26 protein-coding genes and 3 pseudogenes are annotated in these 24,136 nt (G+C 65.8%); 14 read left to right on the forward strand and 15 right to left on the reverse strand.

Going from position 1 to position 24,136, the window contains the following annotated elements; translation table 11 throughout:
• Positions 1–225: pseudogene (locus tag ACM6LU_RS38820) on the forward strand (IS3 family transposase); the annotation flags it as partial.
• Between the two features lie 192 nt (positions 226–417).
• Entirely contained in the window at positions 418–600 is a 183-nt protein-coding gene (locus ACM6LU_RS38825; RefSeq protein WP_414942861.1) for a Scr1 family TA system antitoxin-like transcriptional regulator, read from the forward strand.
• Between the two features lie 189 nt (positions 601–789).
• Here the strand turns inward: ACM6LU_RS38825 and ACM6LU_RS38830 are convergent, their stop codons facing one another.
• Positions 790–2,241, reverse strand: coding sequence for a hypothetical protein (locus ACM6LU_RS38830; protein ID WP_414942862.1), 1,452 nt, complete (start codon positions 2,239–2,241; stop codon positions 790–792).
• Positions 2,242–2,311: 70 nt separating this feature from the next.
• On the opposite strand from ACM6LU_RS38830, the gene ACM6LU_RS38835 reads away from it, so the two are divergent.
• The 6 genes from ACM6LU_RS38835 (at position 2,312) to ACM6LU_RS38860 (ending at position 5,551) form a co-directional block, all read left to right on the forward strand.
• Positions 2,312–2,896 carry an RNA polymerase sigma factor gene (locus ACM6LU_RS38835; protein WP_414942863.1) on the forward strand — a complete coding sequence of 195 codons (585 nt, stop codon included), beginning with the start codon at positions 2,312–2,314 and terminating at the stop codon, positions 2,894–2,896.
• The gene (locus tag ACM6LU_RS38840) at positions 2,893–4,143 is read left to right on the forward strand and encodes a hypothetical protein (RefSeq protein ID WP_414942864.1); all 1,251 of its coding nucleotides are present in this window, start codon (positions 2,893–2,895) and stop codon (positions 4,141–4,143) included. Before ACM6LU_RS38835 ends, ACM6LU_RS38840 begins: the two co-directional genes overlap by 4 nt.
• A 146-nt stretch (positions 4,144–4,289) precedes the next feature.
• Complete coding sequence (locus ACM6LU_RS38845; protein ID WP_414942865.1) at positions 4,290–4,436, forward strand: hypothetical protein; 147 nt, start codon at positions 4,290–4,292, stop codon at positions 4,434–4,436.
• A 158-nt stretch (positions 4,437–4,594) separates the two neighbouring features.
• On the forward strand, positions 4,595–4,915 hold the full coding sequence (locus ACM6LU_RS38850) for an NYN domain-containing protein (protein WP_414942866.1): 321 nt from the start codon (positions 4,595–4,597) through the stop codon (positions 4,913–4,915).
• A 6-nt stretch (positions 4,916–4,921) separates the two neighbouring features.
• A complete protein-coding gene (locus ACM6LU_RS38855; RefSeq protein ID WP_414942867.1) occupies positions 4,922–5,071 on the forward strand; it encodes a hypothetical protein in 150 nt (49 codons plus the stop codon).
• A gap of 60 nt (positions 5,072–5,131) precedes the next feature.
• Positions 5,132–5,551: a histone-like nucleoid-structuring protein Lsr2 gene (locus ACM6LU_RS38860; RefSeq protein ID WP_414942868.1), complete on the forward strand. Its 420-nt coding sequence runs from the start codon at positions 5,132–5,134 to the stop codon at positions 5,549–5,551.
• 98 nt (positions 5,552–5,649) lie between these two features.
• On the opposite strand, the gene ACM6LU_RS38865 is transcribed toward ACM6LU_RS38860, so the two are convergent.
• From ACM6LU_RS38865 to ACM6LU_RS38885, 5 genes and pseudogenes are all read right to left on the reverse strand, one after another.
• On the reverse strand, positions 5,650–6,051 hold the full coding sequence (locus ACM6LU_RS38865; RefSeq protein WP_414942869.1) for a hypothetical protein: 402 nt from the start codon (positions 6,049–6,051) through the stop codon (positions 5,650–5,652).
• A 249-nt stretch (positions 6,052–6,300) separates the two neighbouring features.
• Positions 6,301–7,177, reverse strand: a pseudogene (locus tag ACM6LU_RS38870) (helix-turn-helix domain-containing protein); the annotation flags it as partial.
• Positions 7,178–7,205: 28 nt separating this feature from the next.
• Positions 7,206–7,970 (reverse strand): ABC transporter permease, encoded by a 765-nt coding sequence (locus ACM6LU_RS38875; protein WP_414942870.1) that lies wholly within the window; start codon positions 7,968–7,970, stop codon positions 7,206–7,208.
• Positions 7,963–8,346, reverse strand: a complete 384-nt coding sequence (locus ACM6LU_RS38880) for a DUF4162 domain-containing protein (RefSeq protein ID WP_414942871.1) — start codon at positions 8,344–8,346, stop codon at positions 7,963–7,965. The genes ACM6LU_RS38875 and ACM6LU_RS38880 overlap by 8 nt, the downstream gene beginning before the upstream one ends.
• Complete coding sequence (locus ACM6LU_RS38885; protein ID WP_414942872.1) at positions 8,339–8,968, reverse strand: ABC transporter ATP-binding protein; 630 nt, start codon at positions 8,966–8,968, stop codon at positions 8,339–8,341. Before ACM6LU_RS38885 ends, ACM6LU_RS38880 begins: the two co-directional genes overlap by 8 nt.
• A 92-nt stretch (positions 8,969–9,060) precedes the next feature.
• On the opposite strand from ACM6LU_RS38885, the gene ACM6LU_RS38890 reads away from it, so the two are divergent.
• Together ACM6LU_RS38890 and ACM6LU_RS38895 are read left to right on the forward strand one after the other, a co-directional pair.
• The gene (locus ACM6LU_RS38890; RefSeq protein WP_414942873.1) at positions 9,061–9,633 is read left to right on the forward strand and encodes a TetR/AcrR family transcriptional regulator; all 573 of its coding nucleotides are present in this window, start codon (positions 9,061–9,063) and stop codon (positions 9,631–9,633) included.
• A complete protein-coding gene (locus ACM6LU_RS38895) occupies positions 9,630–10,256 on the forward strand; it encodes a disulfide bond formation protein DsbA (protein ID WP_414942874.1) in 627 nt (208 codons plus the stop codon). Before ACM6LU_RS38890 ends, ACM6LU_RS38895 begins: the two co-directional genes overlap by 4 nt.
• Positions 10,257–11,456: 1,200 nt before the next feature.
• Here the strand turns inward: ACM6LU_RS38895 and ACM6LU_RS38900 are convergent.
• Together ACM6LU_RS38900 and ACM6LU_RS38905 are read right to left on the reverse strand one after the other, a co-directional pair.
• Complete coding sequence (locus ACM6LU_RS38900; protein WP_414942875.1) at positions 11,457–12,122, reverse strand: ABC transporter ATP-binding protein; 666 nt, start codon at positions 12,120–12,122, stop codon at positions 11,457–11,459.
• The gene (locus ACM6LU_RS38905) at positions 12,119–12,739 is read right to left on the reverse strand and encodes a TetR/AcrR family transcriptional regulator (RefSeq protein ID WP_414942876.1); all 621 of its coding nucleotides are present in this window, start codon (positions 12,737–12,739) and stop codon (positions 12,119–12,121) included. The genes ACM6LU_RS38900 and ACM6LU_RS38905 overlap by 4 nt, the downstream gene beginning before the upstream one ends.
• An 85-nt stretch (positions 12,740–12,824) precedes the next feature.
• Here ACM6LU_RS38905 and ACM6LU_RS38910 point away from each other — a divergent pair, with 85 nt between their 5' ends.
• Both ACM6LU_RS38910 and ACM6LU_RS38915 read left to right on the forward strand, forming a co-directional pair.
• Complete coding sequence (locus ACM6LU_RS38910; protein WP_414942877.1) at positions 12,825–13,190, forward strand: hypothetical protein; 366 nt, start codon at positions 12,825–12,827, stop codon at positions 13,188–13,190.
• Between the two features lie 1,177 nt (positions 13,191–14,367).
• Positions 14,368–14,907, forward strand: a complete 540-nt coding sequence (locus ACM6LU_RS38915; RefSeq protein ID WP_414942878.1) for a hypothetical protein — start codon at positions 14,368–14,370, stop codon at positions 14,905–14,907.
• Between the two features lie 16 nt (positions 14,908–14,923).
• Here ACM6LU_RS38915 and ACM6LU_RS38920 read toward each other — a convergent pair whose 3' ends face one another.
• From ACM6LU_RS38920 to ACM6LU_RS38935, 4 genes are all read right to left on the reverse strand, one after another.
• Positions 14,924–15,052, reverse strand: a complete 129-nt coding sequence (locus tag ACM6LU_RS38920) for a hypothetical protein (RefSeq protein WP_414942879.1) — start codon at positions 15,050–15,052, stop codon at positions 14,924–14,926.
• 151 nt (positions 15,053–15,203) lie between these two features.
• Positions 15,204–16,223: a phosphotransferase family protein gene (locus ACM6LU_RS38925; RefSeq protein WP_414942880.1), complete on the reverse strand. Its 1,020-nt coding sequence runs from the start codon at positions 16,221–16,223 to the stop codon at positions 15,204–15,206.
• Between the two features lie 444 nt (positions 16,224–16,667).
• Positions 16,668–17,099 carry an SDR family NAD(P)-dependent oxidoreductase gene (locus ACM6LU_RS38930; RefSeq protein ID WP_414942881.1) on the reverse strand — a complete coding sequence of 144 codons (432 nt, stop codon included), beginning with the start codon at positions 17,097–17,099 and terminating at the stop codon, positions 16,668–16,670.
• Positions 17,096–18,583 (reverse strand): class I adenylate-forming enzyme family protein, encoded by a 1,488-nt coding sequence (locus tag ACM6LU_RS38935; protein ID WP_414942882.1) that lies wholly within the window; start codon positions 18,581–18,583, stop codon positions 17,096–17,098. Before ACM6LU_RS38935 ends, ACM6LU_RS38930 begins: the two co-directional genes overlap by 4 nt.
• A 122-nt stretch (positions 18,584–18,705) precedes the next feature.
• Here ACM6LU_RS38935 and ACM6LU_RS38940 point away from each other — a divergent pair, with 122 nt between their 5' ends.
• Positions 18,706–19,965, forward strand: a complete 1,260-nt coding sequence (locus tag ACM6LU_RS38940) for a PucR family transcriptional regulator (protein WP_414942883.1) — start codon at positions 18,706–18,708, stop codon at positions 19,963–19,965.
• On the opposite strand, the gene ACM6LU_RS38945 is transcribed toward ACM6LU_RS38940, so the two are convergent.
• The 3 genes and pseudogenes from ACM6LU_RS38945 to ACM6LU_RS38955 all read right to left on the reverse strand — a co-directional run.
• Positions 19,958–21,370, reverse strand: coding sequence for a phytoene desaturase family protein (locus tag ACM6LU_RS38945; protein WP_414942884.1), 1,413 nt, complete (start codon positions 21,368–21,370; stop codon positions 19,958–19,960). The genes ACM6LU_RS38940 and ACM6LU_RS38945 overlap by 8 nt on opposite strands.
• A complete protein-coding gene (locus ACM6LU_RS38950; RefSeq protein WP_414942885.1) occupies positions 21,367–23,169 on the reverse strand; it encodes a DUF3556 domain-containing protein in 1,803 nt (600 codons plus the stop codon). The genes ACM6LU_RS38945 and ACM6LU_RS38950 overlap by 4 nt, the downstream gene beginning before the upstream one ends.
• A gap of 277 nt (positions 23,170–23,446) precedes the next feature.
• Positions 23,447–23,894, reverse strand: a pseudogene (locus ACM6LU_RS38955) (IS701 family transposase); the annotation flags it as partial.
• On the opposite strand from ACM6LU_RS38955, the gene ACM6LU_RS38960 reads away from it, so the two are divergent.
• Positions 23,862–23,984 (forward strand): hypothetical protein, encoded by a 123-nt coding sequence (locus ACM6LU_RS38960; RefSeq protein ID WP_414942886.1) that lies wholly within the window; start codon positions 23,862–23,864, stop codon positions 23,982–23,984. The pseudogene ACM6LU_RS38955 and the gene ACM6LU_RS38960 sit on opposite strands and share 33 nt — an antisense overlap.
• The last annotated feature ends 152 nt before the right edge of the window (positions 23,985–24,136 follow it).

The following is a 24,136-nucleotide window of genomic DNA, read 5'->3' on the forward strand; positions in this document are numbered from 1 at the left end:
CGGCATTCGGGGATCGGGATGCACACCCCCGCGTCGGTGCACTTCGGCACCGCCGAGCAGATCCGGGCCCAGCGGCAGATCACGCTCAACCAGGCCTACGCGGAGCATCCTGAGCGCTTCGCGCGCCCCCCGCGACCACCCAAAATGCCCGAAGCAGCCTGGATCAACCAGCCCTCTGACCAGCTCAAACCGGCGCGCCAACACAACCTGTCTCACTTGACTTGACAACTACCGTCCTGCGCCCATACTCGCATCACACCAGCTTACGTTCCTCCGAGCATTACCGACTCGATCAACCGTCAGCGGTCCTCAGCCGCGCCCGGCTGAGGGCTTGCCCTCGGTTGCCGACTCGTGCGCATGCGTCCAGAAGCGCGTGGGTACTAGCGAGCAAGTCACCCGAGGGAGTGGGCAGAAGCTGTGCGTGGCGCTCGCCCTACAGGGTTCACGTTGTACCGGCACGACGAGCATCCGCCGGTTCTCCACCTTCAGTCGCCCACCGCCAGCCTCTTCCTCGAGCGCCCAAGAGACATCGCGTTCTACGAAAGTCAACTGGAACGCTTGGCGGAACGAGCGCTCAGCCGACGAGAGACCCGAGAATGATTCACCAGGAAGCTGGCGGATATCGAGCGGCATCTGGAACACCACCGGCCGCTGATCCCAGGCGGTGCTGAGGCGCCGGTGGAAACGCGGACATGAAGCTCCCCTACGTCGTCGACGGGTCGCGTGGCGCTGGTCGCCTTCGCGATCAACCCCGACGTCCCGGGAAGTTTTCCGGGCGGGCTAGGGCTTTCACTCCTTGTTCGGCACCAGGTACAGCTCCTGCTTTCCGAGCGTCGGCGCGTCGAGCGTCCAGTGCGCGAGCGCGTCCTGTGGCGGGGCCGCCAGCCGACGCAGCACGAGTTCGGGACTGCGTGGCCGGACGTCGAAGTCGAAAAAGGCGTAGTTCACGCGGAGTATCGCGCGGGTCCAGCGGTTCTCCTTGCCGCGCGCCTCGATCGCGGCCGACAGCAGGCCGCGGTCGGAGAAGACGTCGACGACCGGGCAGCCGCAGGTGTAGGCGAGGATGCCGATTTCACCCGCGCTGCCGACGATCCGGCCTCCGGCGAGCGTTCCCAGTTCTGCTCCGATACGTGCGTACTGCGCGCTCGACGTGTAGTTCGACGTGAACGGCGCGTACGTGCGAGGAAGCCCGGCAGCCGCGTACGCGATCAGACCGGCGACGATCAACGCGAGCACCCCGCAAAACATGATCCGGTAGGAAACCGCTACGGCACACACGAAAACAGTCGCCACGGTGAGGCCGGGGCCGTAATACCAGTGGTAGGGCGGGACCGTCAGCGACACGTAGCCGAGGTGGTACAGCAGGCCACCGAGGGCGAGCAGAACGAACGGCCGCAGCCCGGCGGGGATCGTGCGCAGCCGGATGGCCAGTGTCACCACGGCGAGGACAGCGAGTACGGCGGGCAGGAACGCCAGCGCCGCCATCACCGGCGAAGTCCGCGCGTAGAACAGCGGGCCGCTACCGAAGTTCCAGGCACCCCAGGCATGTTGCGCGCCCTGGAGCGTCTTGATCACAACGGTGTCCGGTACCGCCGCGCCGAGCACCACCCAGCTGAAGCAGAACCACGGCAGCGTGATCAGCCCGGCTCCGAGCAGTGCGCGTCCCGTGCCGGGACGGAGGAAAACGAAGAGCACCACCGCGAACACGATCAGGTCCAGCCGAACCAGGGCGAGCACACCGGCTGCAAGACCGAAGGCGAACGGGTTCTCTTCGACGGCGAACACGGTGAGCCAGCCCAGGACCGCCGCACCGAGAGTGACCTCGAGCCCGATCGACGAGAGCAGAAGCGGGTTCACGGTCAGCGCGGCGAGTGTCAGAGCAGGGAACCGGGGCGGCAGCCCCGCCGCCCCGCCGAGCCTGCGCAACGCCAGGGCGAGCAGGACCTGGCATAGCACGAACAACGCTCCGGCGGCGAAGACGGCGTCGCGGACGAAGATGGTCAGGACCGCCAGGATGAGCACGTTCGCCGGCGACGTCGCGGTGTTCGACGTCGCGTCGGCGAGCAGGCCCCAGTGGCCGTGGAAGGCGACGTTGCGCACGTACGCGAGCGTGATGAACGTGTCGTCGATCAAATGCGGACGAGCGAGCAGGAACACTCCCGCCGAGAGCACCGCTACGGACAGGGGCATCCGCCAGGACGTCGTCTGGTTGTCCGTCGTCCGGACCTGTTCCATGATCATGGCTTGATGTGGCTCCCCCGGCCCGGAACGTTGCGCGCAACGTTCGGCCGGTGCCGGCCACAACCAGGGCGTGAGCAGTTTCGCGAGCGGGGTGGGGGTACCGGTGGAACAGACCGGTGACCGGGAACTGTGGGCCCGCGCGGCCGGCGGCGACGAGGGGGCGTTCGGCGAGCTGTTCGAGCGGCACGCCGAGGCTCTGTGGAACTACACGTATCGCCTGACCGGTTCGTGGAGCAGCGCCGAGGACCTGGCGTCCACGACGTTCCTCATCGCGTGGCGGCGGCGGGCCGAGGTGACCCTGGTGCGGGACAGCGCCCTGCCGTGGCTCTACACGGTCGCGGCCAATGTCGCCCGTGACGAGCACCGCGGTGCTCGTCGCCGGCTGCGGCTGCTCGGGAAGATCCCGGCTCAGCCCGCCGTGTCCGACCACGCCGATTCGGTGGCCGAGAAGATCGACGGCCAGCGCCGGCTGGGACAAGTCGCCGAAGCCGTCCGGTCACTGCCGAAATCGCAGCGCGACGTCGTCGAACTCTGCCTGGCCGCCGAGGTGAGCATCGCTGACGCCGCAGAGTTGCTGGGCATCGCCGAGGTCACCGTCCGCGCCCATCTTTCCCGGGGACGGGCCCGGCTGCGTACGTTGCTGGAGGAGAAATGAGCGGCGAACCCGTGTACCCACCTCGCCATGCGATGCCGGACGACGTCCGCACCCGGATGCGATCGGCCGTCCGCGAGGGGATCGCGAAGCCGCGGCGGCCGGCACGCATCTGGTACGCCGCCGCAGCGGTCGTTCTCGTCGCATCCGGCGCCGCCGCCGCGACGCAGCTGCTCCGTCAGCAAGGCACGGACCCCCGCCCCGAGCCGGCCGCCGGCGAGCTCAACCTGGACGTCAGGCTGGCGACGTCCTCGCTCGACCGTTGCTGGGCCGCGGTGCGGGCCGCGGCCAAGACGGACCGAGTGCCCCCGCGCGAGGAATGGGTTCCCGTGTTCACGGACGTCAACCTGAGCGTTTCGGTCGTCGCCGCGACGGCGGCGGGCAAGCCGATGTTCTGCGAGACGACGCTGACCACCGTGACCCTGTCCGACCCGAACGCCGCCCCCACGTATGTGCCGGGCACCCGCACCGGGCTGCTCCTGCAGAGCGCGACCGGGCTGATCGGCGGGGTGCTCGATCCGGCCTTGCGGGGTGCGGGTCTCGCGTTCCAGGCCGAGGATTCCGCCGGCGGCGGGGACGCCGTGGAAGCTTCGCCTCTGACACATCAGTTCGTCTCGTTCTCCTGGACCGACCCCGCCAAGACGCAACTGTCCGTCTACGAGGCCGCCGGAGCGACGACCACGAGCCTGCCGCCGGCTCCGGCGCCGCTGCTTTCGGCCGTCGATCGCCCGGTCGCCCCGGCCGACCGGACCTCGTCCGCGGGACGTGCGCTGGGCGCATGCCTGTCCGGTGCGGTGGACGCCATCTCCGACGTGGCGGGCTATAGGCCGGGCGCGCTGCTGGACAAGGACGGCTATCAGGTCGTTCTCGGCCGTTTGGGCGACCGGAGCCTGGCGTGCACGACCGTTCCGAACTCGCGGCATCCCGGCCGGATGAAGATGCGTGTCTACCAAGACCATTTCGAGCTCCCGCCGGAGCAGCCCCGGAGAATCTTGATGCAGACCCTGGGCGGTGTGGAAGATGGTGGTGACCGGGGTAACTCTCGCGCACCGTTCGCCGGGACGCTGCTGCCGGCAACTGCGGTGACGGTGACCTGTGACTTCGGCGCCGGACTGACCTCGACGACCGATGTGGTCGACGGGACCTTCGTGGCCTTCGTTCCGAAAGAGGTGAGCGACCCATTCCGACCAGAGGTCCACATTCAGGCGCGTGACGCCAACGGCACCGTCGTGTTCGAAGGGACCCTGTAGCCGGGGTCGCCAGCCCTATCCGAGCACCGGGACTCCCCAAGCGGCCACCACCCGATCCGGGCCCAGATCGACCAGGGTAAGCCTTTCGCGACGAGAAAACCGTCCCGGACCAGCAGGCAGTGACCCGCCGCCGGGACCGTCAGATCGTGGGCGACGCGCAGGATCGTCTTTCTCTCGGCGACCGCGACACACAGTGCCTCGTCGACAAGTTCGCGGGTTCGCAGGCCCAAATCTGTCCCAGGCCTTACATCATCAGCGGGCCGATGGTTCATGTTCACCAGGCACGCCTGTGAAGACAGGGACGACACGGAGCCCAATGACACCGAGGAAAACGCGAACATAACTCATGTAACGCGTCATAGTGGCAACTCGAAGGCCATGTTGATCTTGAGCCGCCAAGGGGGCTCGAACTTCCGACCTTCCGTCTACAAGTCCGCAGCCACTTGGGGTCGTGCCGCCCCTATCGGGTCGGTTCGACGGATTCTATCTCGTCTCCAGCGACTCCGACTCCACCCAGCTCGCCGCCCGGCTACGAGAAACCGGACTCACCATCTACGGCTTCGGCGAACGCAAGACACCCAAGCCCTTCGTCCCGGCCTGCGACAAATTCATCTACGTTGAGAATCTCGCCCGCGCTAAGAACCCGGAACCGCTGGCCGAGACGGCGCTACCATCGAGATCACCCATCGTGACGACGCAGCTCACGGACGACACGAACCTGCTCGCCCTGCTGCGCAACGCCGTCGAGGCGGAAATTGACCACGAGGGCTAGGCCACATTGTCCGCTGTCGGCAACATCATCACCACACAGCGCCCCGAATTCGACTCCCGCACCTACGGCCACTCCAAGCTCATTAACGCTCAGTCGTCTCCCAGGGCGGGCGTCGTCCAGACCTCCCGCCGATCACGCGACGACTCCTACGCCTAGAATTATTGACACTGCGCCAATCCGAGGTGGCGTGGCATGACCTAGCGGAAGGCACTATCGATGGCACAAAAGGTATCCGTCCAGATCGTCGACGACATCGACGGGGGCGAAGCCACCCAGACCGTGCCCTTCGCGCTCGACGGCGTCACCTACGAGATCGACCTCTCCGATGACAACGCCGGCGCCCTGCGCGACGAGCTCGAGCGCTTCATCGACGCCAGCAGGCGAGTCGGCGGACGCAAGATGAAGGTCGCGACCGGACAGTCCACCGTGGCCGGTGGCACGGCGAAGTCCACCGACCGCGAACGCAACCAGCAGGTCCGCGCCTGGGCGTCAGCGAACGGCTACGCGATCGCCGAACGCGGCCGCATCCCCAACGAGATCTACGAAGCGTTCGACAACGCCGAGTCGGTCCCCGCCGAACCGGTCGCCGAAGAGACCCCCGTCAAGCGCAAGCGCGCACCTCGTAAGAAGTCCTGAACTACCTGATAACGCCCCTAGCTCCCTTCCCTGACCTATTCAGGGAAGGGAGCAGGCAAGGCATATCCCTCACCAGGCTGCCGTTTCCAAGCACACGCTCAGATCGCCTCAAGCAGCGCGGAAATCCTGGCGAATCGATCATTCGAGCCGAACTCGAAATGCAGATAATGTTCGTTAACCTCGTATCGGTCGAAATTCGGTCCGACACGTTCCGGATTTCCTAGTAGCTCAGCAACTTCGGCGCGTGTAGCGGTGGAGGAAATTCCATCCACTAGCATGGCAGGCCGCAAATACAGTCCGAAGTTGTCATCCCGCCCATCCGGCTGCGTCCGCACCGTGAACATTTTCAAGACGTCGTCTTCGAAGACCAATTCCGTTCCAGCCAGCTTGAAGAGGAAGTGTGTCGACTTCGCGCCGTCGAAGTCATGCTCCGTGTTCTTACCGTGGAAGGTGTCACCTTTGGCGTGGACCTCTTTCGGCAGCTCGATCGCGGTCCCCACTCATGAATCTCCGCTTTTTTTGGTCGGTCAGCCTGCGGCCGAGTTCCTTCTCCTTGGCCTTCTTGAGCGCCGCCGAGGACGGGATGTGGTCGTGCTCCAGATTGTCGTCGGCATTTTTGCGCTTCTTGAGATCGCCGTAGGTTCCGACATCGAGCGGCTTGACGTGTCCCGGGCCGGTGTCGATGCGTTTAAGCGCCTTGGTGGCCTGAAGGGACGTGTCGCCGGCTTCGTCGGCGAGTTTGCCCTCCAGACCGCGATCGCGGATGATCGGGCTTCCTCGCTGGTGAACTCGCGCGCGCAGAGGAGCTCCTCTGCGAGATTCGCTGATAGCGCTCTACTGTCCCGTTGTGCCGCGGCGTGTAGGGCTTGGTCTTCTGGTGCCGGGTCGCGTTCCGACGCCACGGGGCGAAGTCGCCGGATCGACAGCAGGCACCGTTGTCTGTGCCGACGCGATGGATGTGGGTGATGCCGTGGGCTGCAAACCAGACGTTGGCGCGAGCAAGGAACGCTGCGGCGGCGGCACCCTTCTCGTCGGACAGTGGTTTCTGTGTATGAAGGGCGGGAGAATCCGTCGATGGCGGAGTGCAGGTAGGTGTAGCCGCGTTTCGCACCGGATGACTTCGTCCGGTCGGCGGCCTTGGCTTGATCGCTGTCGCGGCTGTGGATCCGCCAGACGCCGCCATCGGGGATCCGTCCGACCTTCTTGACGTCGAGGTGCACCATGTGTCCGGGCCAGCGTGCGGTGATCTTTCCGGGCTTGCGGTTGTTCTCACCGCCGGGGTCGATGAACCGGCGTTTGCCGAGTCCAAGCCGGGTCAGCTGCCGTGTGACGGTCCGGCGATTGAGCAAGAATCCGAAGTCGGCGAAATCGTCTGTGATCCGTTGGGCGGACCACTTGCGTTCGCGGCGCCATGCCTCGATCTGCTCGGTGACCTGCGCCGGCGTGACGATGGGACTGTAGTGCGGCGTGGATGATCGATCCTGCAATTCGGCGTAGCCGTAGCGACGCCAGCGGTTGACCCACTTGCTCGCGCAAGCCCGTGAGATGCCATCTCGGCGGCGACATGAGCGATCGGGCGATTCTCGCGTCGGCGCACCGGCGGCGCCGACTCTCCACTGACAACAGAGCGTCGCGATGTCCCGTTGCCCGCTCCTCAGATGCCGCGCTTCATTGCGCGGGTGGACAGTGCCAAACCGGCGACGGCGATGGCCACGGCTGCGGTAGTGCCGTAGAGAACGGAGATGCTGAGGAATTCGCCGGTGAACAGGGCGCGGGCGGCGTCGACGATGTAGGTGAGGGGGTTGATCGCGGCGATGGCGCTCAGCCAGCCAGGTCCGGCGTCGACGGGAAGCAGGATGCCCGAGAGCAGCATGATCGGGAAGACCAGCATCTGGGTCACGATCCAGAATAGGTTGCCACTCGGGCGGGAGGCGATCGCCAAGACGTAGGACAGGCCGCTGAGACCGATGGCCATGACGATCAGCAGCACCATGGTGGCTAGGGCGCCGGGCAGGTGCAGACGCATGCCCAGGGGGATGGCGATGACGATGAGGAGCGTCGCCTGGGCGAACAGGATGACGACCTCCTTCCCGGTGCGCCCGAGGATGATCACGGTGCGGCTGATGGGGGTTACGAGGAAGCATTCCATCTGCCCGCCGCCGAGTTCGCTGAGCATGCTGTGGCCCGCCGAGAGCGGTCCCATGAGGCACATCATCACGAGGATGCCGGGGACGAACCACGGCCAGACACCGCCGGTTGCCGCGCCCAGGGGAGATCCGGTGCCGGCGAGCATCGAACCGAACAGGACGAGGAACAGAAGGGGCTGTCCCATGTGGGCGATGATGCTGACCGGAGAACGGATCTCTGGTGTGATCTCGCGACAGAACACCGTCGTGGTGTCGCGGATGAGCTTAGGCATGAGTGACTCCGATCGGCTCCTCGGTGGCGTCGCCCGATTCTTCGAGCCGGCGTCCGGTGAGGCCCAGGAAGACGTCGTCCAGAGATGGGCGTTGCACGTTCGCGCGGGTGACCGTGATCGAGTCGTGGTCCAGCAGTCGCAGGAAGGCGGGCAGGGCGGCTTCGGCATCGGCGATCCGCACACTCACCCGCTGGCCGTCCGTGGCGACCTCGAAGACCCCTGCCGTCTGGCCCACGAGAGTCACCGCGGTGCGGGCGGTGTCGATGTCGGCGGTGGTGAAGTGTATCCAGTCGCCGGCCAGGTCGGCCTTGAGCGCGTCCGCGGTGCCGTTGGCGATCACCTCACCGCGGTCGACGATCACGATGCGCTCAGCCATGTGGTCGGCCTCGTCGAGGTAATGGGTGGTCAGCAGGATCGTGATGTCGTAACTCGCGCCGCAGGAGCCGTATCTGCTCCCACAGGCGGGCCCGGCTGTGGGGATCGAGGCCGGTGGAGGGCTCATCGAGGAACAGCACGCTGGGGTGGTGAATCAGTCCCAGGGCGACGTCCACACGGCGGCGCTGACCGCCCGAGAGCGTGCCAGGTGTGCGTGAGGCCAGGTCCCCGATGCCCAGGACCTCCAGCACCTCATCGGCCCGGCGCCGCGCGTCACGGGTCTTCAAGCCGTAGCAGCGGCCCTGGGTGATGAGTTCGTCGCGAATGCGGTGGTTCTCACCGGAAGCGTTCTTCTGGCTCACATAGCCGATCACCTCACGCACCCGGCCCGGTTCGCGGGCCGCGTCGTGGCCCGCGATGCGCACGCTGCCCGACGTGGGCGGCAGCAGCGTGGTCAGCATCCGCAACGTGGTGGACTTGCCCGCCCCGTTCGGCCCGACCAGCGCCACCAGTTCACCGGCCGCGACATCGAAGCTGACATCGCGCACCGCCTCGATCGTCTCCTTGCCCGCCTTGAAGGTCTTGCGCAGCCCCTCGGCCCGGATTATGTCCTCACCACTCATGTTGCAGACTCTAAGACATCCAGAATAGAACTATACAGTTCGATAAACGAAGTAAGAACACCCGTTGCGGGTGTTGCTGCTACCTTAAGGGCGTGAGTGCGAGGAACCGGACCGAACGAGCCATCGTCGCGGCTGCGGTGAGGACGTGGGCGAGTGATCGTTCGGCGATACTGCCTCAGATCGCCGAAGCCGCAGAGGTCGGGCGCACGACGCTGCACCGCTACTTTCCCGAGCGTGATGGGCTGGTGCGCGCGGCCGTCGAGCACGCCCTGGAGATCATCGGCACTGCGATCGCCGAGGCGCAGCCTGACACCGGTCACCCGCGGGAGGCGATGCGCCGCGTCGTCGCCGCGCTGAACTCGGCGAGTGATGCCGTCACGTTCGCGTTCGGCGACCCCCACCTCGTGCAGGACGTCATCCCTACGGCGGATCCCGACCTGCCCAACCCGCACGACCCGGTGATCGACCTCATCCGTCGCGGCCAGGCCGAGGGCGTGTTCGACGACCAGGTCTCGGCCGAGTGGATACAGCAAGTCCTGTGGGGGCTGACCTACACCGCCTTCGAGCAGGTCACCCAAGGCGCGCTGGCCAAGTTCGACGTCGCCGCGACCGTGACGCGCACCCTGGAACGGGGCATCACCGCAGAGGGCGGCGACCCGACGTGACCTCATCCGCAGTATCGACGACCGCCGCTGGCGCCGAGACCGGCTGGACAGTGGACTTCTGGCTTGACCCCGCCTGCCCGCTCACTCGCCACACCGCCCGCTGGGTCACTGGAATCGCCGACGAGATCCCGCTCCAGCTCCGTTGGCGGGTGATGAGCCTGTCGGTACTCAACGAGCATCGCGACGATGACCCCGAGGGCGACCCTCACGGCTATCTATGGATTCCCGCCCGTGTCGCGGCAGCCGTCCTCACCGAGCGCGGCCATGACGCACTCGGCCTGTTCTATGACGCACTCTGGACTGAACCCGATGGCGCTGAACGGGACCGGGTCGGCGACATCAGCGACGCATTGCATCGCTCCGGCCTGCCCGTCGGGCTCGCCGAGGCTGGCACGTCCACCGACTACGATGCCGAACTACGCGCCTCCCACCACGACGGCATCAGCCGTATCGACGCCGAGATCGGCACACCCGTCCTGGCCATCACCACACCCAACGGCGCAGGGCGCGCCTTCTTCGGTCCCGTCCTCAATGCTGTTCCAGCACAGGCGGACGCACTCCGCCTGTGGCAGGCAACAGTCCTCGTGGCCAGCATCCCGGCCTTCCTCGAGATCAAGGCGTGACCGAACCCCCCTCGGCGAGAAACTCATCCGCGCCGTCAACAACCTCCTGACCCGCGACAACTAGGCCATGATTGGCCACATGAAGTGGCTCGAGCGCTTCGGGAAGAAGACCCGCAAGCCCATGGGGCAGCCGGAGTCGCCCACGGCCGTGACCGGTAACTCGGCGGCCGGGCCTGGGCAGGTCCTAAAGCACGAACCCCTGCACTTCGAGCCAGAACTTCCGGACATTGTGACTCCGCGGAGTTGTTCGCTGACCGCAGGTAGTGTCTCTGCTTCCTGTCTTGTACCCGGAAGCAGAAAGCGGGTCGTGCACTACGGGTCATTCCTGACTTGGCGATCGTGAGCGGCAAGCAGTGACCTGACTCTGCTTGCCACTCACAACCACGAACGTAACCACTGTCCTAGCCTTCGCTGCTTAGTGCCAGCGAGACGGACAGGTGAGCGAATCAGCAGAAAACCGTGTACCTGACTGCCAGGTCGTTGTCGCCGCGGTATAGATCGCGTCGCACATTGGCGGGGTAGTCCCCGATCACGCCGTCACTCTTGTAAAGGCGCACCGACCTGGACCTCGTCTGAATCGACGAGACACGGTATCGCCATTCGACGGGGAGGTCCTTGGTGCCACAGTCGTAGAGTTCGTACCTGGACGTCTGCCCGCCGGCGTCCTCGTACAGGCATCCATAGAGTCCTTGGCATTCCCATGCTGTCACTCCCGAAGATGCAGCGGAAGCCGGGCCGACCGGGATCATGGCGGATGACGCTGCCATGGCGACCAACGTCGCTGCCATCAAGGAACTCTTGCGCATGCTCAGCATATTCGCACTCCTTCTGGGGTTCAAGCCGATTGAGCGGCGCTCCTGACGCTAATGAAGCAGCAGCGTCAGGGTCAACACCATTCTCTTACCCAAATCGGTCTGGAACAATTCCTAGAGGTTTATCAATGAATGCCGCAGTGCGATCTATTTAACGTCAATTGTCCCGGTATTTGTTGTCCGTTAATTTGGGTGACAATCCGGGGAACTGTGGCAGGCGCGGATGCCTGCTTGGGACTTCCGTGGAGTTATCTCCAGTTGGCGGTATCTGCCGACTGAGTACACATCGTTCCGGTTCACTCAACGTCTCATTGATGCGGATATCGACGCGGCAATCGGCACCGTCGGCGACGCCTACGACAACGCACTCGCGGAATCCACCATCGGTTTATACCTCGGCCAGCGTGCCCGCGGCCGCGACGCGTCCCCGGGCAATGATGCCCACGTGCGAGCAGAGTTGCTCCACCAGGACCATCACGTGGCTGGACAGGATCACCGAGCCCCCACCGGCGACGAACCGCTCCAGGATCGTGCGGATCGTCGCGGCGGACACCGGGTCGACGGCCTCAAACGGCTCGTCGAGCACCAGGAGCTTCGGCGCATGCAGCAACGCGGCGGCCAAGCTGATCTTCTTGCGCATGCCGGTGGAGTATTCGAGAACCGACGCCCTGGTCGAGTCGAGTTCGAACACCGCGAGCAGCTCGTCCGCCCGCCGCACCACCATCTCCTCACCGAGCCCGCGCAACAGCCCCAGGTAGGTCAGGAACTCCCGGCCGGTCAGGCGCTCCGGCAGCGCCAGCCCGTCGGGCAGCACACCGACGAGTTCCTTAGCACCCAGCGGATCACGCCATACATCGTGGCCGAACACCCGAGCGGTGCCCTCATCGGGCCGCAGCAGGCCGACCGCCGTCAACAGCGAGGTCGTCTTGCCCGCCCCGTTCGGCCCGACCAGGCCGTAGAACGAACCGGCGGGCACCGTCAAGTCCACCCCGTCCACCGCCCGGTGCACACCGAACACCTTGACCAAGCCGGACAGCTCCAACGCCGCGGTCATCGCGCCGTCGCCCGCTCGAACAGGGCCACCAGATCGCGGGCATAGGCCGCCAAGTCCAGGCCGGGCACGGCAGTGAGCTGCGGGCCGATCGCGTCGATCGCCGCGCGGATGGTCATCGCCGTCGTCCGCGTGTCGAACTCGCCGAAGTAGCCGTCCGCTTGACCCCGGCTCAGGATGTCCCGCAGCGGCGCCAAACTCGCCTCGTAGACCGAAGCGTCGCTGCGGAGCTTGGACTCACCGTTCTCGTCGGTGAACCCGACCGCGATCGCGACCAGCACCTTCACGTCGTCACGGTGCTCTGCGACGTAACCGACGTTGGCCTCGATGTAGGCCCTCAGTTCCTCCGGTGGCGTCGGCCGCTCGGGCATCCGGGCGGCCATGTACTCCGCGCCACGCCGCAGCACGGTGACCACCACCTCCCCGACCAGCTCGTCGCGCCCGGAGAAGTGGTAGAAAACCGCCGCCTTGGACAGCCCGGCGCGCTTGCCGATCTCGGTCAGCGAGGCGCGGGCGAGCCCGACCTGCGCGATCGCCTCGATCGCGCAATCCACCAGCTGATTCCGGCGAGCCTGATCCACGAAAGTCCGCTGACCGGCCGGTTGATTCTCTGACTGCACAGTCAGACCATAACACCCGCGCACTCGAGGCCTACGCCGAGATCGACGGCGCCGGAAGCAGCCGAGAACCTGTCCGGGCGTCGTCGTGCCGACCACCGGGAAGCAGCCCCTCGACGTCCCCGGTGAGCGGGTACTGCCGATACCGCCACTGTCCGTCCCTCCTGAGTCCGAGCCCGACGCGCTCGCGGACTTCCCCTCAGTCCAGTTATTCTTGGACCGAGCACGAGCGGTGGTGCCCTCTCTCCTGGTCGACGACGACACACTCGCCGACGTGGCGCTGCTGTGCCGACAGCTGGACGGCCTACCACTCGCCATCGAACTCGCCGCGGCACGGGTACGCGCACTGTCACCACGGCAGATCACCGACCGGCTGAACCGAGGCCTGCCGGTACTCGCCACTGGCCCGCGATGTCCTGCGGCGAGCCGAAATGCCGTTGCAGCCGCAGGGTGAAAGGCTTCTGGGGTAGGGCTCGGATGCGAGGATTCCGCTTATCCGCCCTGTCTAGATTGCGCGAGTCGAGCCCTTCGGACATAGAGGGTGGCAAGGCTCCCAGAATTCGTCACTATGTCGGTGCCCTTTGGAAACGTTGAGCGTTTGCGTACGGGCCGGGACCCGGGACCGGCACGCTGGGGCGTGTCCGGCCCAGGCCTCGTGACAACCGTCCGCTTGAGGGGTGGCCTGCTAAGCGTTATCTAGCCCACCCCGGCGGGACGTTGTCAGCAGTGGACTGTGATCGCGTCCACTGAGTTGTCGAAGTGTCCCGTGAAGTTGACGGACATCCCGCTCAGAATAGTTAATGCTGCACCACTCTGGGTACCATCGGGCTGCACTACAACTGTGGCAGCAACGCCTTTTGTCGTGATCGATGATGCTCGATCTTTGAACGCTGGCGGCAGTACATTCCAACCACAGCGCGCCGCGAAGCTATCGCCGAGTCTGCCATGGAAGTCATAAAGACAGGCTTGCGTAGCACAGTCTCCTGTTGACGCCGTGCTTATCGTCGCGCTTCCGGCGAGCGACATAGCGACAGTGAAGATGAACACCGCTGCCGATACCAGTGCCTTTACAACTTTCATCTCGGTTGAATTTGTAATTCATGGACGGATCTGAACGCATACAGGTCCGGGAACCTTGCCTGCATACGTGGTCTGCGCGCGCAGCTGCGAGCCGGGCTGGAACTTCATGTTGATCGTCCATCGCACGCCCAGCGCCCCCCTGCCGCATCCACCGTTATATTTCTTGCGCTCGAAATAGTATCCTCCGAGTTCAGTCCCCAAACCTTCACGTCGACACCGCAAATATCCGCCGGAAAATAGGGTGCAGCGGTCGAGCTGAGCCATCCTTCACGGATTCGACATGCACTCCCGAACCGACGGTGGGCGATACAGTGCTTATTCCAGGTACCTGGCCCATTGGCGACGATGCATCCACTAACAGACCCGAAGTTCCTCGCAATTCTTCAGGATTCCGGAACGAACTCCGGGTCGATGGAGCTGTGATGGGGGTACTCGTTGTCCGGAGTTCGCAAGGTTCGGGTCGGTTGGTTCGACGCCGTCGTGAAGTGGGCGGGGCTGACGCCTCGGCCCTGCGTTGTCCATGTGGTTCAGTCGATATGCGGTTTGATGGCGTGGGTGACGTCTTGTGTGCAGGCGAAGATGTTCAACGCGCCATCGCGCCCGAACCTCCATCCCACCGGGTTTCGTTGGAACTGCTCGCAGGAACACCGGTCGTCCTGGTGTTCGTGGGTGTGGAAGGACAACAGGAGTCTGAGCGGGGTGCCGCAGTCGTGGCAGTCGAGTTGCCACGGATCGCTTTGCCAGAATTAGGCCCAGCCACCGAGCTTGCTGCCGAGCGTGACTGTGGGCCAGTTGTTGCAAGTATCACTATCCTCGTCGAAGAAGCCATCTTCGTCGACGAACGAGAGCAAGGATTTGATCTCGCCGGGGATCTCCCGCACATCTGGGTACTCAACAACCTCGCACTAGGAAGCGTGCAGGGGACTTCGAACATTCGAGCAGCCGACTTCGAATATCGACACAAGCACCTCTCGGTGAGTACTGTCGATTTTGGGGAAATTTCGTATTACCTCACCGCCTACTGGCTGTCCGCGCTCTCGGCCGCGGCACTACGCCCGCTGACCGACGGGGCATCCTCCGGCACCCGGTAGCGCCCGCGCCTGTCGGCTACGCCTGGACAGGGCGCTCGGTCCCGGATTCCGGCTCGTCGCGCACGGGCGCCCTCTCCCCTGTCAGCAACTCGATGATCATGCCGAGCTGCGCGGTGATCTCGGCCAACCGACGGCCGTGCTCCACCTGGCGGGCCAGCCGTTATCCGCGCCGACCTGCGGATCTGACGCTTGCTACTCCGATGCCGGACTGTTGAGCCGGAATCGTCCGTAGGGGTTGGCGCCAGAGTTGGTGAAGTTCGAGGCCGTAGCCATTCGTTGGCGCAGGGATCGCGGGCTTATTCCGCGCCTCCTGCCAATTCCTCATACAACCCTTCCAAAGCGGTGTGGTCGTCGTCGGTACCGGTGTGCGGAGCGGCGAACCAGCGCGCGTACTCGGCGATCTCGGAAAGCCGCCAGTCCAGCGCGAACAGCTCGACCATCGCGGGGTCGGGAAACAAAAGGTCGTCCGCCACGGCGAGCAGGTCGGCGTAGTCCCTCTCGGGCGGTGCGAGAGCCAGCGACTCCCAATCGACCAGCCTCAACCCGTGGGCGGTCATGACCTGGTTGTCGTTGTGCGGCTCACCGTGTGTCGGCACCCATGAGTCCCGGCGGGAGAATGCTGTTTCCGCCAGTTCCAGGTAGCGGCCCGTCCAGCACTCGATCTCCTTGTCGTGCGCGACAAGGGCGACCCGTGCCTGCTCCGCCAGTGGGCCGCTCGTCCAGGGCTTGGCGGTGCGAGCTCGCAACTCATCGGCGAACTCGGGGCCGACCTGCGGAATCCAGGACCGCAGGCCATCGGGTGAGGCAGCGTGATGCAGCGCGGCCAGCGCGAGAACGACCTCGCGGACATGCCGAGGCTCGCGGGTCTCCGCCTCGCTCGGGCTCCGGCCCTCCAGCCATGGCGTCACGCTGAGCGCACCGGCACCGACGTCGACGGTGAACCGCCCGGACCGGGCGGGAACCGGCGCACACACCACGTCCAGACCAGAAGCGGCCAGTGCGGCAGCCCCAGCGTAGGCAGCCTCTAGGGACGTCGCGGTGTGCCGAGGCTCCAACTGATCCAACGTCACGAACAAAGTGGTGCCACCACCGGCAGCACGCCAGTGGTGCGCGCCGAAACCCCACGGTAGGTAGCTGATATCGGCAATGTCGGGCATCCAATGCGCAGCGACGGCATGCGCGATCGCTTCGTCACTGATGAAGGAAGGACGGGAGAGCACAAGATCCAAATCTAGCAACACGGCGACACACAAGCACGGGGTTTTCGCTGCACAGACGAAGTCCGCGACGAGCTGGAAGCCGTCGCCGAACAGCACATGGACCTCAAAGGCAAACGCAACAAGCTAATCCTGCGCGTGAAGAAGTTCGGTGACTCCGATCGCCAAGTCGGCTCACGTGCACTGCTGTCACACACCGCCGTCCAGAACATCGTCACCAAGCGCCACGCACACAAGGAAGGCCAGTAACGCCACCTGGCTGACCACGCACGATTTGATCGCGACACCGTGGTCGCCTCTGCGCAGAGTGAGGCGCGACGGTCGACAATACCGAAGGTCAAGGGCAAGCTCCTGGCGACATGACCGGGGCAGGGGATGTCGATCCTTCCATCGGCAGCCCCGGGCCTCGATCGGATCGGCGGAAGCCCTCGTGGCCGTTGTCGGTGGGGATTGCGGTAGAGGACGAACTCGGTGATGCTGGGGTGGTCGATGGTGGCGGTGTAGTGGTACGCGCCGGTGATGGAGAGTCCGAAAGGTCGCAGATCAGGCGGACGTCGCCGTTGCTGGCGTGGGCGTCGTCGAGGATGCGATCCTGGCGGATGGAGTGGGCGCTCGTGCCGAGGCGTTTGCCGATCCAGTACGGGGTGACCGGTCGGGTGGTATTGGCGTTGCGGTAGTGGATGAACACGTCTTCGACCGTGAGCCGTTGCGCACGTTCGCCGATTCCCCGTTCGGATCGGTCGCGATCAGCTTGGCGGTGTCCTCTTCGGACCGGACGTCGCTGACCACCCCCACCGCGCGGCCGCCGGCCCGCCGGATCGCCTCGACGGCGGTGTGGATCGTGCCGGGCAGATTCGGTTGCGGCGTACCGGTCTTGGCGAGGAGCGCCACGTTGCCGCCGCGGCGTGCGAAGGCCAAAGCGGTGGCAAGGCCGATCCCGCGGCTTCCGCCGGACATCACCATGGTGCGGCTCACGGGTTCGCCTTCTTTCGGTCGATCTGCTCGCGGAGAAGCCCTTTGACGAGCTTGCCCACGGAGTTCCTGGGGAGTTCGGTCCTGACGTGGATCTCAGCGGGAGTCTTGTAACGCGCGAGCGAGCGGGAGCAGTGGTCGGCGAGTTCGTCCGCGGTCACGGTCAATCCGGGTTTGGTCGCGACGAAGGCGACCGGGACCTCGCCGTAGACGTCGTCCGGCCGTCCGACGACGGCGGCTTCGAGGACGGCCGGGTGACTGTAGAGGCACTCCTCGATCTCCTTGGGATAGATGTTCTCGCCGCCTCGGATGATCATGTCCTTGATCCGGTCTACGAGGATCAAGTAGCCCTCGTCGTCGAGGATCCCGACGTCGCCGGTGTGCAACCAGCCGTCGCGTACCACTCTCGCGGTCTCCTCTGGCCTGCCGAGGTAGCCGCGCATCACGTTCGCTCCCCTGATGACGACTTCGCCGCGCTGTCCCGGCGGGAGCCGTTCCCCGTCGGGGGAAACGATGGCGACTTCCTGACCGGGCAGGGTGATTCCGACCGTTCCGGCCTTGCGGGGCCCGTCCACCGGGTTGATGGTCGAGGCCACGCTGCCTTCCGAGAGCCCGTATCCCTCCACGACCGGGACCTTGAACCTGTCCTCGAATCGGGTGATGAGCTCGGCGGGCATCGGTGCGGCGCCGCAGATGACGAACCGCAGCGAAGACGTGTCCACCTCGCGTTCGGTCTTGGCGTCCAGGAGCGCGTACATCGTCGGCACCGCCGAGAAGTAGGTCGGCCGATGGGTTTCGACCTGGTCCCAGAAGTCCGCCGGGGAGAAGCGCGGCGCGATGACCACGTTCCCTCCCGCGCGTAGTGCCGAAAGGACACTGGCGACCAGGCCGTTGACGTGGAACAGCGGAAGCACGAGGAGGCTGGTGTCGGCGGCGGTGAGGCCGAAATGCTGGATGAGGGACGTACTCATCGCGTCGAGGTTGGCGTGGTCGAGGAGCACGCCCTTGGGTTTGCCGGTCGTACCGCTGGTGTAGATGATCAACGCGAAGTCGGACCGGTCCGCGACCGGGGTCACGTCGGGAACATCGCCCGCCGCGTGGACGGAGCGCACATCGATCCACGCGATCCCGGTCGCCTCCGCCAGTGCGCGGGCGCGTTCGTCGCCCACGAGGAGAGCGGCCGTCGAGTCCTGCAGTTGGTAACGCGCCTCGTCGTCGGTGAGCGCCGGGTTGACCGGTGTCAGCGCGGCCCCGCGGCACCACGCGGCGAACATCGTCGTCGCGATCTCCGCGCAGTTCGGCAGCATGACCGCCACGGTGTCCCCGGCGGCGACGCCCATTGTCTCGAACCGGTGCGCAAGGCGGCGGACGGAATCCGCGAAGGCCGTGTTGTCGAGCGTGACGGCCTGGTCAGCGATGCACGGGCCGTGCGGATCGAGCTCCTCACGGAGGAACGGAATCCGTGCCGGCTCGCTGGGAATGTCCATGGGAACGACGCTAAATCCCGCTCGCGGAACCGGCACTGGCCCGCGTGGACAAGACCCGGGCTGCTCCTTCGTCCCCGAAGACCAGTGGCGGCCGTCACAGGAGGTGGGAGACTGTTCACGTGGTGGACGAGGAGCTTCGCAAGCAAGTCGAGACGGTGGCGGCGGCGCTCAACAACACCACCGCGACTCTTACAGCCGGCCTACGCGACCTGTTGTCCACCCGGATCGAGGAGCTCGCCGGCGACGCCGCGATCCTGGATCTGCTGGGGTCGAGCATCGAGGGAAACCTCGAAAACATCCTGCACGCGCTCCGGCACTCGATCAGCGTCGAGAACCTCGAACCGCCGTCCGCCGCCTTCGAGTACGCGCGACGGCTGGCCCAGCGCGGGGTCCCGGTCAGCGCGCTGGTACGGGCCTACCGGCTGGCGCAGCAGAACTTCCTCGAATCCGCCTTCCGCGAGTGCCGGGACCGGCATCCCGACCCGCTGATGCAGGCGGCCAGCTACCAGCGCTTCGTGACCGTCACCTTCGACTACATCGACTGGATCTCGCAGCGCATCGTCACCGTCTACGAGAGCGAACGCGAGCGGTGGCTGACCGAACGCAACACCGCCCGCGTCGGCCGGGTCGAGGACCTGATCAGCGGCTTGACCAGCGATATCGACGCGGTCGAGGCGGTGATCGGCTACCGGCTGCGGGTTCCCCATCTCGGCGTGGTCCTGTGGGTGCACGAGACGGGCGCGCAGCAGGATCAGCTGTCCCGGTTCACCCGCACGGTGACGACGATGGCGGAGAAGCTCGGCTCTGGACGGAGCCCGCTGGTCATCCCACGGGACCGGGCGAGCGCGTGGGCTTGGATCCCGGTCGCCGACGGCTTCACGCCCGACATCGCCACCGTCCGGCCCCTGCTCGACGACGCCGCCGGACCACCGCTTCCCCAGGTCGCGCTCGGCGCGGTGCACTCCGGGCTCGACGGCTTCCGCCGGACACATCTGGAGGCGATCCAGGCGCAGCGGGTCGCCATGGTCCGCGACGATCCGACCCATCCGGTGACCGGGTTCCACGAGCCCGGCCTCAACGTGGCCGCGCTCTTCGCGCTCGACCTCGACGTGACACGGCGGTGGGTGCACGAGATGCTGGGCGATCTGGCCCGCGCCGACGAGCAGTACGAACGCCTGCGCGAGACGTTGCTGATCTTCTTCCGCCACGACAGCAGCTACACCGCGACGGCGGAGGCGATGCTCATGCACAAGAACTCGGTGAAGTACCGGATCGCCGGCGCCGAAAAGGTACTCGGACGGGCGATCCGGGACGACCGTCAGGCGATCGAGCTTGCCGTCACCGCCTGCCACTGGCTGGGCCGGACCATGCTGATCAGTTGAGCCCGGCGAGAGCCGCCTTGGCCGCGTTGTACCCGCACATCCCGTGCGCACCCGCGCCTGGCGGCGTGGCCGCCGAGCACAGGTAGACGCCGGGCACGCCGACCGCGTACGGATTGAGCGTGACCCGAGGGCGGAACACCAGCTGCAGCGGGGAATTCGCCCCGGTCACGACGTCGCCGCCGATGTAGTTCGGGTTGTGCTCCTCCATCTGGATGGCGGAGCGGACATGGCGGGCGAGGATACGATCCTTGAACCCCGGGGCGAACCGCTCGATCTGCCGCTCGATCGCCGCGGTCGCGTCGCCCGTGTATCCGGCGGGCACGTGCGCGTAGGCGTAGAGCGGGTTCCTGCCGTCTTTCGACCGGCTGAGATCGGCGAGGTATTGCTGGCCTACCAGCACGAAGGGCCGCTCGGGCATGCCGCCGCGGGCGACTTTCCGCTCCGCGGCGGCGATCTCCTCGGCAGACCCTCCGATGTGGACTGTCCCGGCCCGGCGGGAGTCCTCGTGTGTCCAGGGCACCTCGCCGTCGACGGCGAACTCGACCTTGAAAACGCCGGGGCCGTGCCGATAGCGGCTCAGGGCGCGCCGGATCCGGCTGGGCATGCGTTCGCCCACGATCGACACCGCCGCCGACGGCGCGACGTCGAGCATCACCACGTCCGGGTCGCCCAGCTCATCGAGAGCATGCACGGTCGTGCCGGTGATGACCTTGCCGCCATGGCTCTCCAGGGCGGCGACCATCGCGGCGCTGATCGCCGCGGAGCCGCCTTCGGCGACCGGCCACCCGTAGGCGTGGGCGGCGGTCCCGAGGGCGACCCCGATCGCGGAGGACATCGGCGAGGACAACGGCCGCATCGCGTGGGCGGCGACCCCGGCGTAGAGAGCGCGTGCCTCCGGCTTGGACCAGCGGGAGGCGAGCACCGACGCGGGCAAGCTCGACAGGAGCCCGAACCGCGCGAGTGCCAGTGGATGAGCGGGCATGTGCAGCATCGGGCGGAGGAAGTCCTCGGTGATCCGATCGAAGTTCTCCGTGAGCGGTCCGAATACCTGCCGCCAGCGGCGAGCGTCGTCACCCAGCCCGAGCGCGGTGTCGCCGACCGACCGGAGCGCCGCCGCCCCACGGCCGCCGTCGAGCGGGTGGGAGTACTGCACCTCCGGCCACAGCCAGCGCAGGCCGTGGCTGTGCAGGTCGGCCTCGCGAGAGAACGGCGTGTCGACCGCGAGCGGGTGGAAACCCGAGCACTCGTCGTGGATCAATCCCGGCAGGGTGAGTTCGCTGCTGCGGGTGCCTCCCCCGGCGACGTGCGCGGCCTCGATGACCGTCACCTGCAGACCGGCCTTGGCCAGTGTGACTGCGGCGGCGAGGCCGTTGGGCCCGCTGCCGACGACGACCGCCGTGGTCATCGCTGCACCTCCTCGCGATCGGCCGCCGCCTTCGGGTACCGCACGCGCTCGTAACCCCGCATGCGCCATTGCACATCGACCGCGATGGGCCCGTTCGGCAGCCAGGGCTGCTCGGCGACGGCGTCCTCGGCACGGTAGACGCCGCGCTCGACGACACCCAGAGCGGCATCGATCACCTGGTAGCGGAGATGGTTCCGGTGCACCGGCTGCGACTCGATCCACACCACCACGAACTCCCCCGGCCGGAAACCGCAGCGGCGCTGCAGGGACTCGATGAACCGGGCGTCGTGCATGTGCCCGTCACCGAAGTTGAACCCGATGATGCAGTTCGTGCTTAACTCCGCTTCCCGCAAGGTGTAGTGATCGATGTCGGCGCCTAGCTGATTGATCATGATCGAGTTGAGCGCGCGGCCTTGGCTGTGCATGGCCCGCCAGCCCAGCAGCTGATGCATCACGACTTCGGCCGCTTCGGGACCGTAGAGAGCGGACAGCTGCTTGACGGTCATCTCGGAGGGCTTCACCAGATACTGGTCGAGACGATCTTCGGCACCGGGAGCGAACGCCCACATCGCCGAGGCCCAGTTGCCGGCGTACTGCCGCATCGAAGGCAGGAACGACACCAGATCGGGCCGGAGATTGCCCAGCACCGGGAAGAACAGAACGCCCACCACGGTCAGCACCAGCAGGGCCGGGTTCATGTCACCGAGGCCGTAACCCGCCCAGTTCGGGTGGCCGAGAAAGAGAAAGACCGCGGCGAAGGCGAACAGGATGTTCCATTCGAGCGGCACCGCGAGCGGGAACGTCGAGGTGATGAACAGGTGGAAGCACACCATCACCCCAGCGGCGAGCAGCGCCACGGTCGCGTTGACGGTGAACAACAGCACCAGCGGCGTCACGACCTCGACGAAAGTGCCGCCGACGTGCGCGAGCAGCGAACCTCGGTACGACGGGCGCAGATCACGCGGAAAGTCCTTGTAGTGCATACGCTTGACCGCCTTGGACGGGAGCCACGGCGTGTTGCTGACCATCGGCGGGACCACCATCGAGAAATGCTTGCCGAACTTGGAAAAACCGGCACCGAACCACACGGCCACGATCAGCACCTTGAGCGCGACAATCATGTCCACGACCGGAAAGGCCGCGAAGAAGATGATCGCGGGCAGGTACTGCTCGCCACGGGCCTGCAGGAAGAAGACCTTGTCACGCAATCCCAACGTCACCATGAGCACGGCGAGCGCGGCCGCGACGGCAGGCATCACCCGGCCCGCGTCGAAGCCGAGCCATGTGAGGTCCGCGTCCGCCGTGCCAGGAAGCAGAAGCCCGGCGAGCAGGACGGCGATGACCGCGACGTAGAGCAGTACGTCCACGCCCGTGCGGCGGTCGCCACCGGTCAGGGGGACGCGCTTCCACGGCGCCTGCCGGATCGTGTCCACCTTCAAATAGGTGCGCCAACCGCACGTGAACGGCTTGAAATGGCCGGCCAGCGGCCCCCACGAACCACCGGCGCCGAGGACCTCGAGGAACACCGTCCACAGGATGAGCTTCTGGTAGAAGATCGGCTCGGTCCACCAGGACGAGAACTCCAAGGGGTTGAGCCCCGAAGTGATCGCGGAGATCAGCAGGCCGCCCACGACGTAGACCACGAGAAGCTTCGCGAGATAGATGACGTGAGTCATCTTCGGCGTTCCGAAGCCGTACTCGACCCAATGCCGGGACAACACTTTAATTCGTTCGAGATAGGTCATCTCGAACAACCTGACGGGGTCAACAGGCGGGAAATCCCCGGTCTTGAATCCCATGATTCGACTCCTCGGGCCACACGGCGGTGATTGCCGACCGACCGTAGATCCAGTAGTGAGGTCGAGGTCACAGCTCGATCGACCAAAGATCCCGGACGCGTTCGTCCCAAGGCGACAAAAACCAAGGCGCCCTTGGTCGCCACGCACAAACCCGGGATTCGCCCTCAGTACACGAAGAGCCGGACAAGGGCGTGCGACACCGACTCGGCGAAGTCGTCCACGCCGAACCGGTCCGCCAGGTCGAACCACTCGCCGATGAGGCCGAGCCCTCCCAGCGCCGTTCCCGGTCACCCGTCCAGGACTTCGGCAGGTAGAGCTCGCGGTCGATCAGAGTACGTCCTTTGCTTGTGGCGTAGGCAAGAATCACGCCGAGCTGACAATTCTCGATCCGCCCAGCGGTACCCGAATATTGACGCTGCACGCCAGCCGAGCGGGTGCCTTTCTTCAGGAATCCGGTCTCGTCGACCACGAGCACACCATCGCGTTCGCCGAGGTGTTCCACGACGTAGGCCCGCACGTCGTCGCGGACTCCGTCGGTGTCCCAGGTGGCAGCGTTGAGCAGTCTCTGCATCCCGTCAGAGGTGGCGTCACCGGCGGCTTCGGCCAAGGTCCAGCCATTCTTCCCCGCCAACGGCGCCAACAGGCCACGCACGTAGGCACGAGCCCTGCGTTGCGGCTCAACTCGGGGTGAAATGGCCCGCGACCCGCGCGAACAGGTCGTCCAGCCCGGCGATCCAGACAGCAAGATCCTCATCATTCAATACAAGATCGACAGACTACCCGACCATAATCACGAAGCGCGGCTGGAGTACTAGTACTCCAGCCGCACTTTGTGATCTTTGTCGTGTAAGTTGTCGATCTTGTGGTGACTGATGAAGATCTCAATGCTTGGGTGGATGGGCTGGAAGAGTTGTTTGCCCAGGTGGCGGGCCGGTTCTTGCGAGTCGAGCCTCGGCGCCGTGCTCGT

The sequence above is a fragment of the Amycolatopsis sp. cmx-11-51 genome, from assembly GCF_047608665.1.
In the GTDB taxonomy this organism is placed as follows: Bacteria; Actinomycetota; Actinomycetes; order Mycobacteriales; family Pseudonocardiaceae; genus Amycolatopsis.

Coding starts and splice junctions, on each gene's coding strand:
- ACM6LU_RS38875 (WP_414942870.1), bottom strand. CDS start 7,970: ATGCCTAAGCTCATCCGCGACACCACGACGGTGTTCTGTCGCGAGATC.
- ACM6LU_RS38880 (WP_414942871.1), bottom strand. CDS start 8,346: ATGGCTGAGCGCATCGTGATCGTCGACCGCGGTGAGGTGATCGCCAAC.
- ACM6LU_RS38840 (WP_414942864.1), top strand. CDS start 2,893: ATGAGCGGCGAACCCGTGTACCCACCTCGCCATGCGATGCCGGACGAC.
- ACM6LU_RS38935 (WP_414942882.1), bottom strand. CDS start 18,583: ATGGACATTCCCAGCGAGCCGGCACGGATTCCGTTCCTCCGTGAGGAG.
- ACM6LU_RS38860 (WP_414942868.1), top strand. CDS start 5,132: ATGGCACAAAAGGTATCCGTCCAGATCGTCGACGACATCGACGGGGGC.
- ACM6LU_RS38885 (WP_414942872.1), bottom strand. CDS start 8,968: ATGAGTGGTGAGGACATAATCCGGGCCGAGGGGCTGCGCAAGACCTTC.
- ACM6LU_RS38950 (WP_414942885.1), bottom strand. CDS start 23,169: ATGGGATTCAAGACCGGGGATTTCCCGCCTGTTGACCCCGTCAGGTTG.
- ACM6LU_RS38945 (WP_414942884.1), bottom strand. CDS start 21,370: ATGACCACGGCGGTCGTCGTCGGCAGCGGGCCCAACGGCCTCGCCGCC.
- ACM6LU_RS38960 (WP_414942886.1), top strand. CDS start 23,862: ATGGCCCGCGACCCGCGCGAACAGGTCGTCCAGCCCGGCGATCCAGAC.
- ACM6LU_RS38900 (WP_414942875.1), bottom strand. CDS start 12,122: ATGACCGCGGCGTTGGAGCTGTCCGGCTTGGTCAAGGTGTTCGGTGTG.
- ACM6LU_RS38830 (WP_414942862.1), bottom strand. CDS start 2,241: ATGATCATGGAACAGGTCCGGACGACGGACAACCAGACGACGTCCTGG.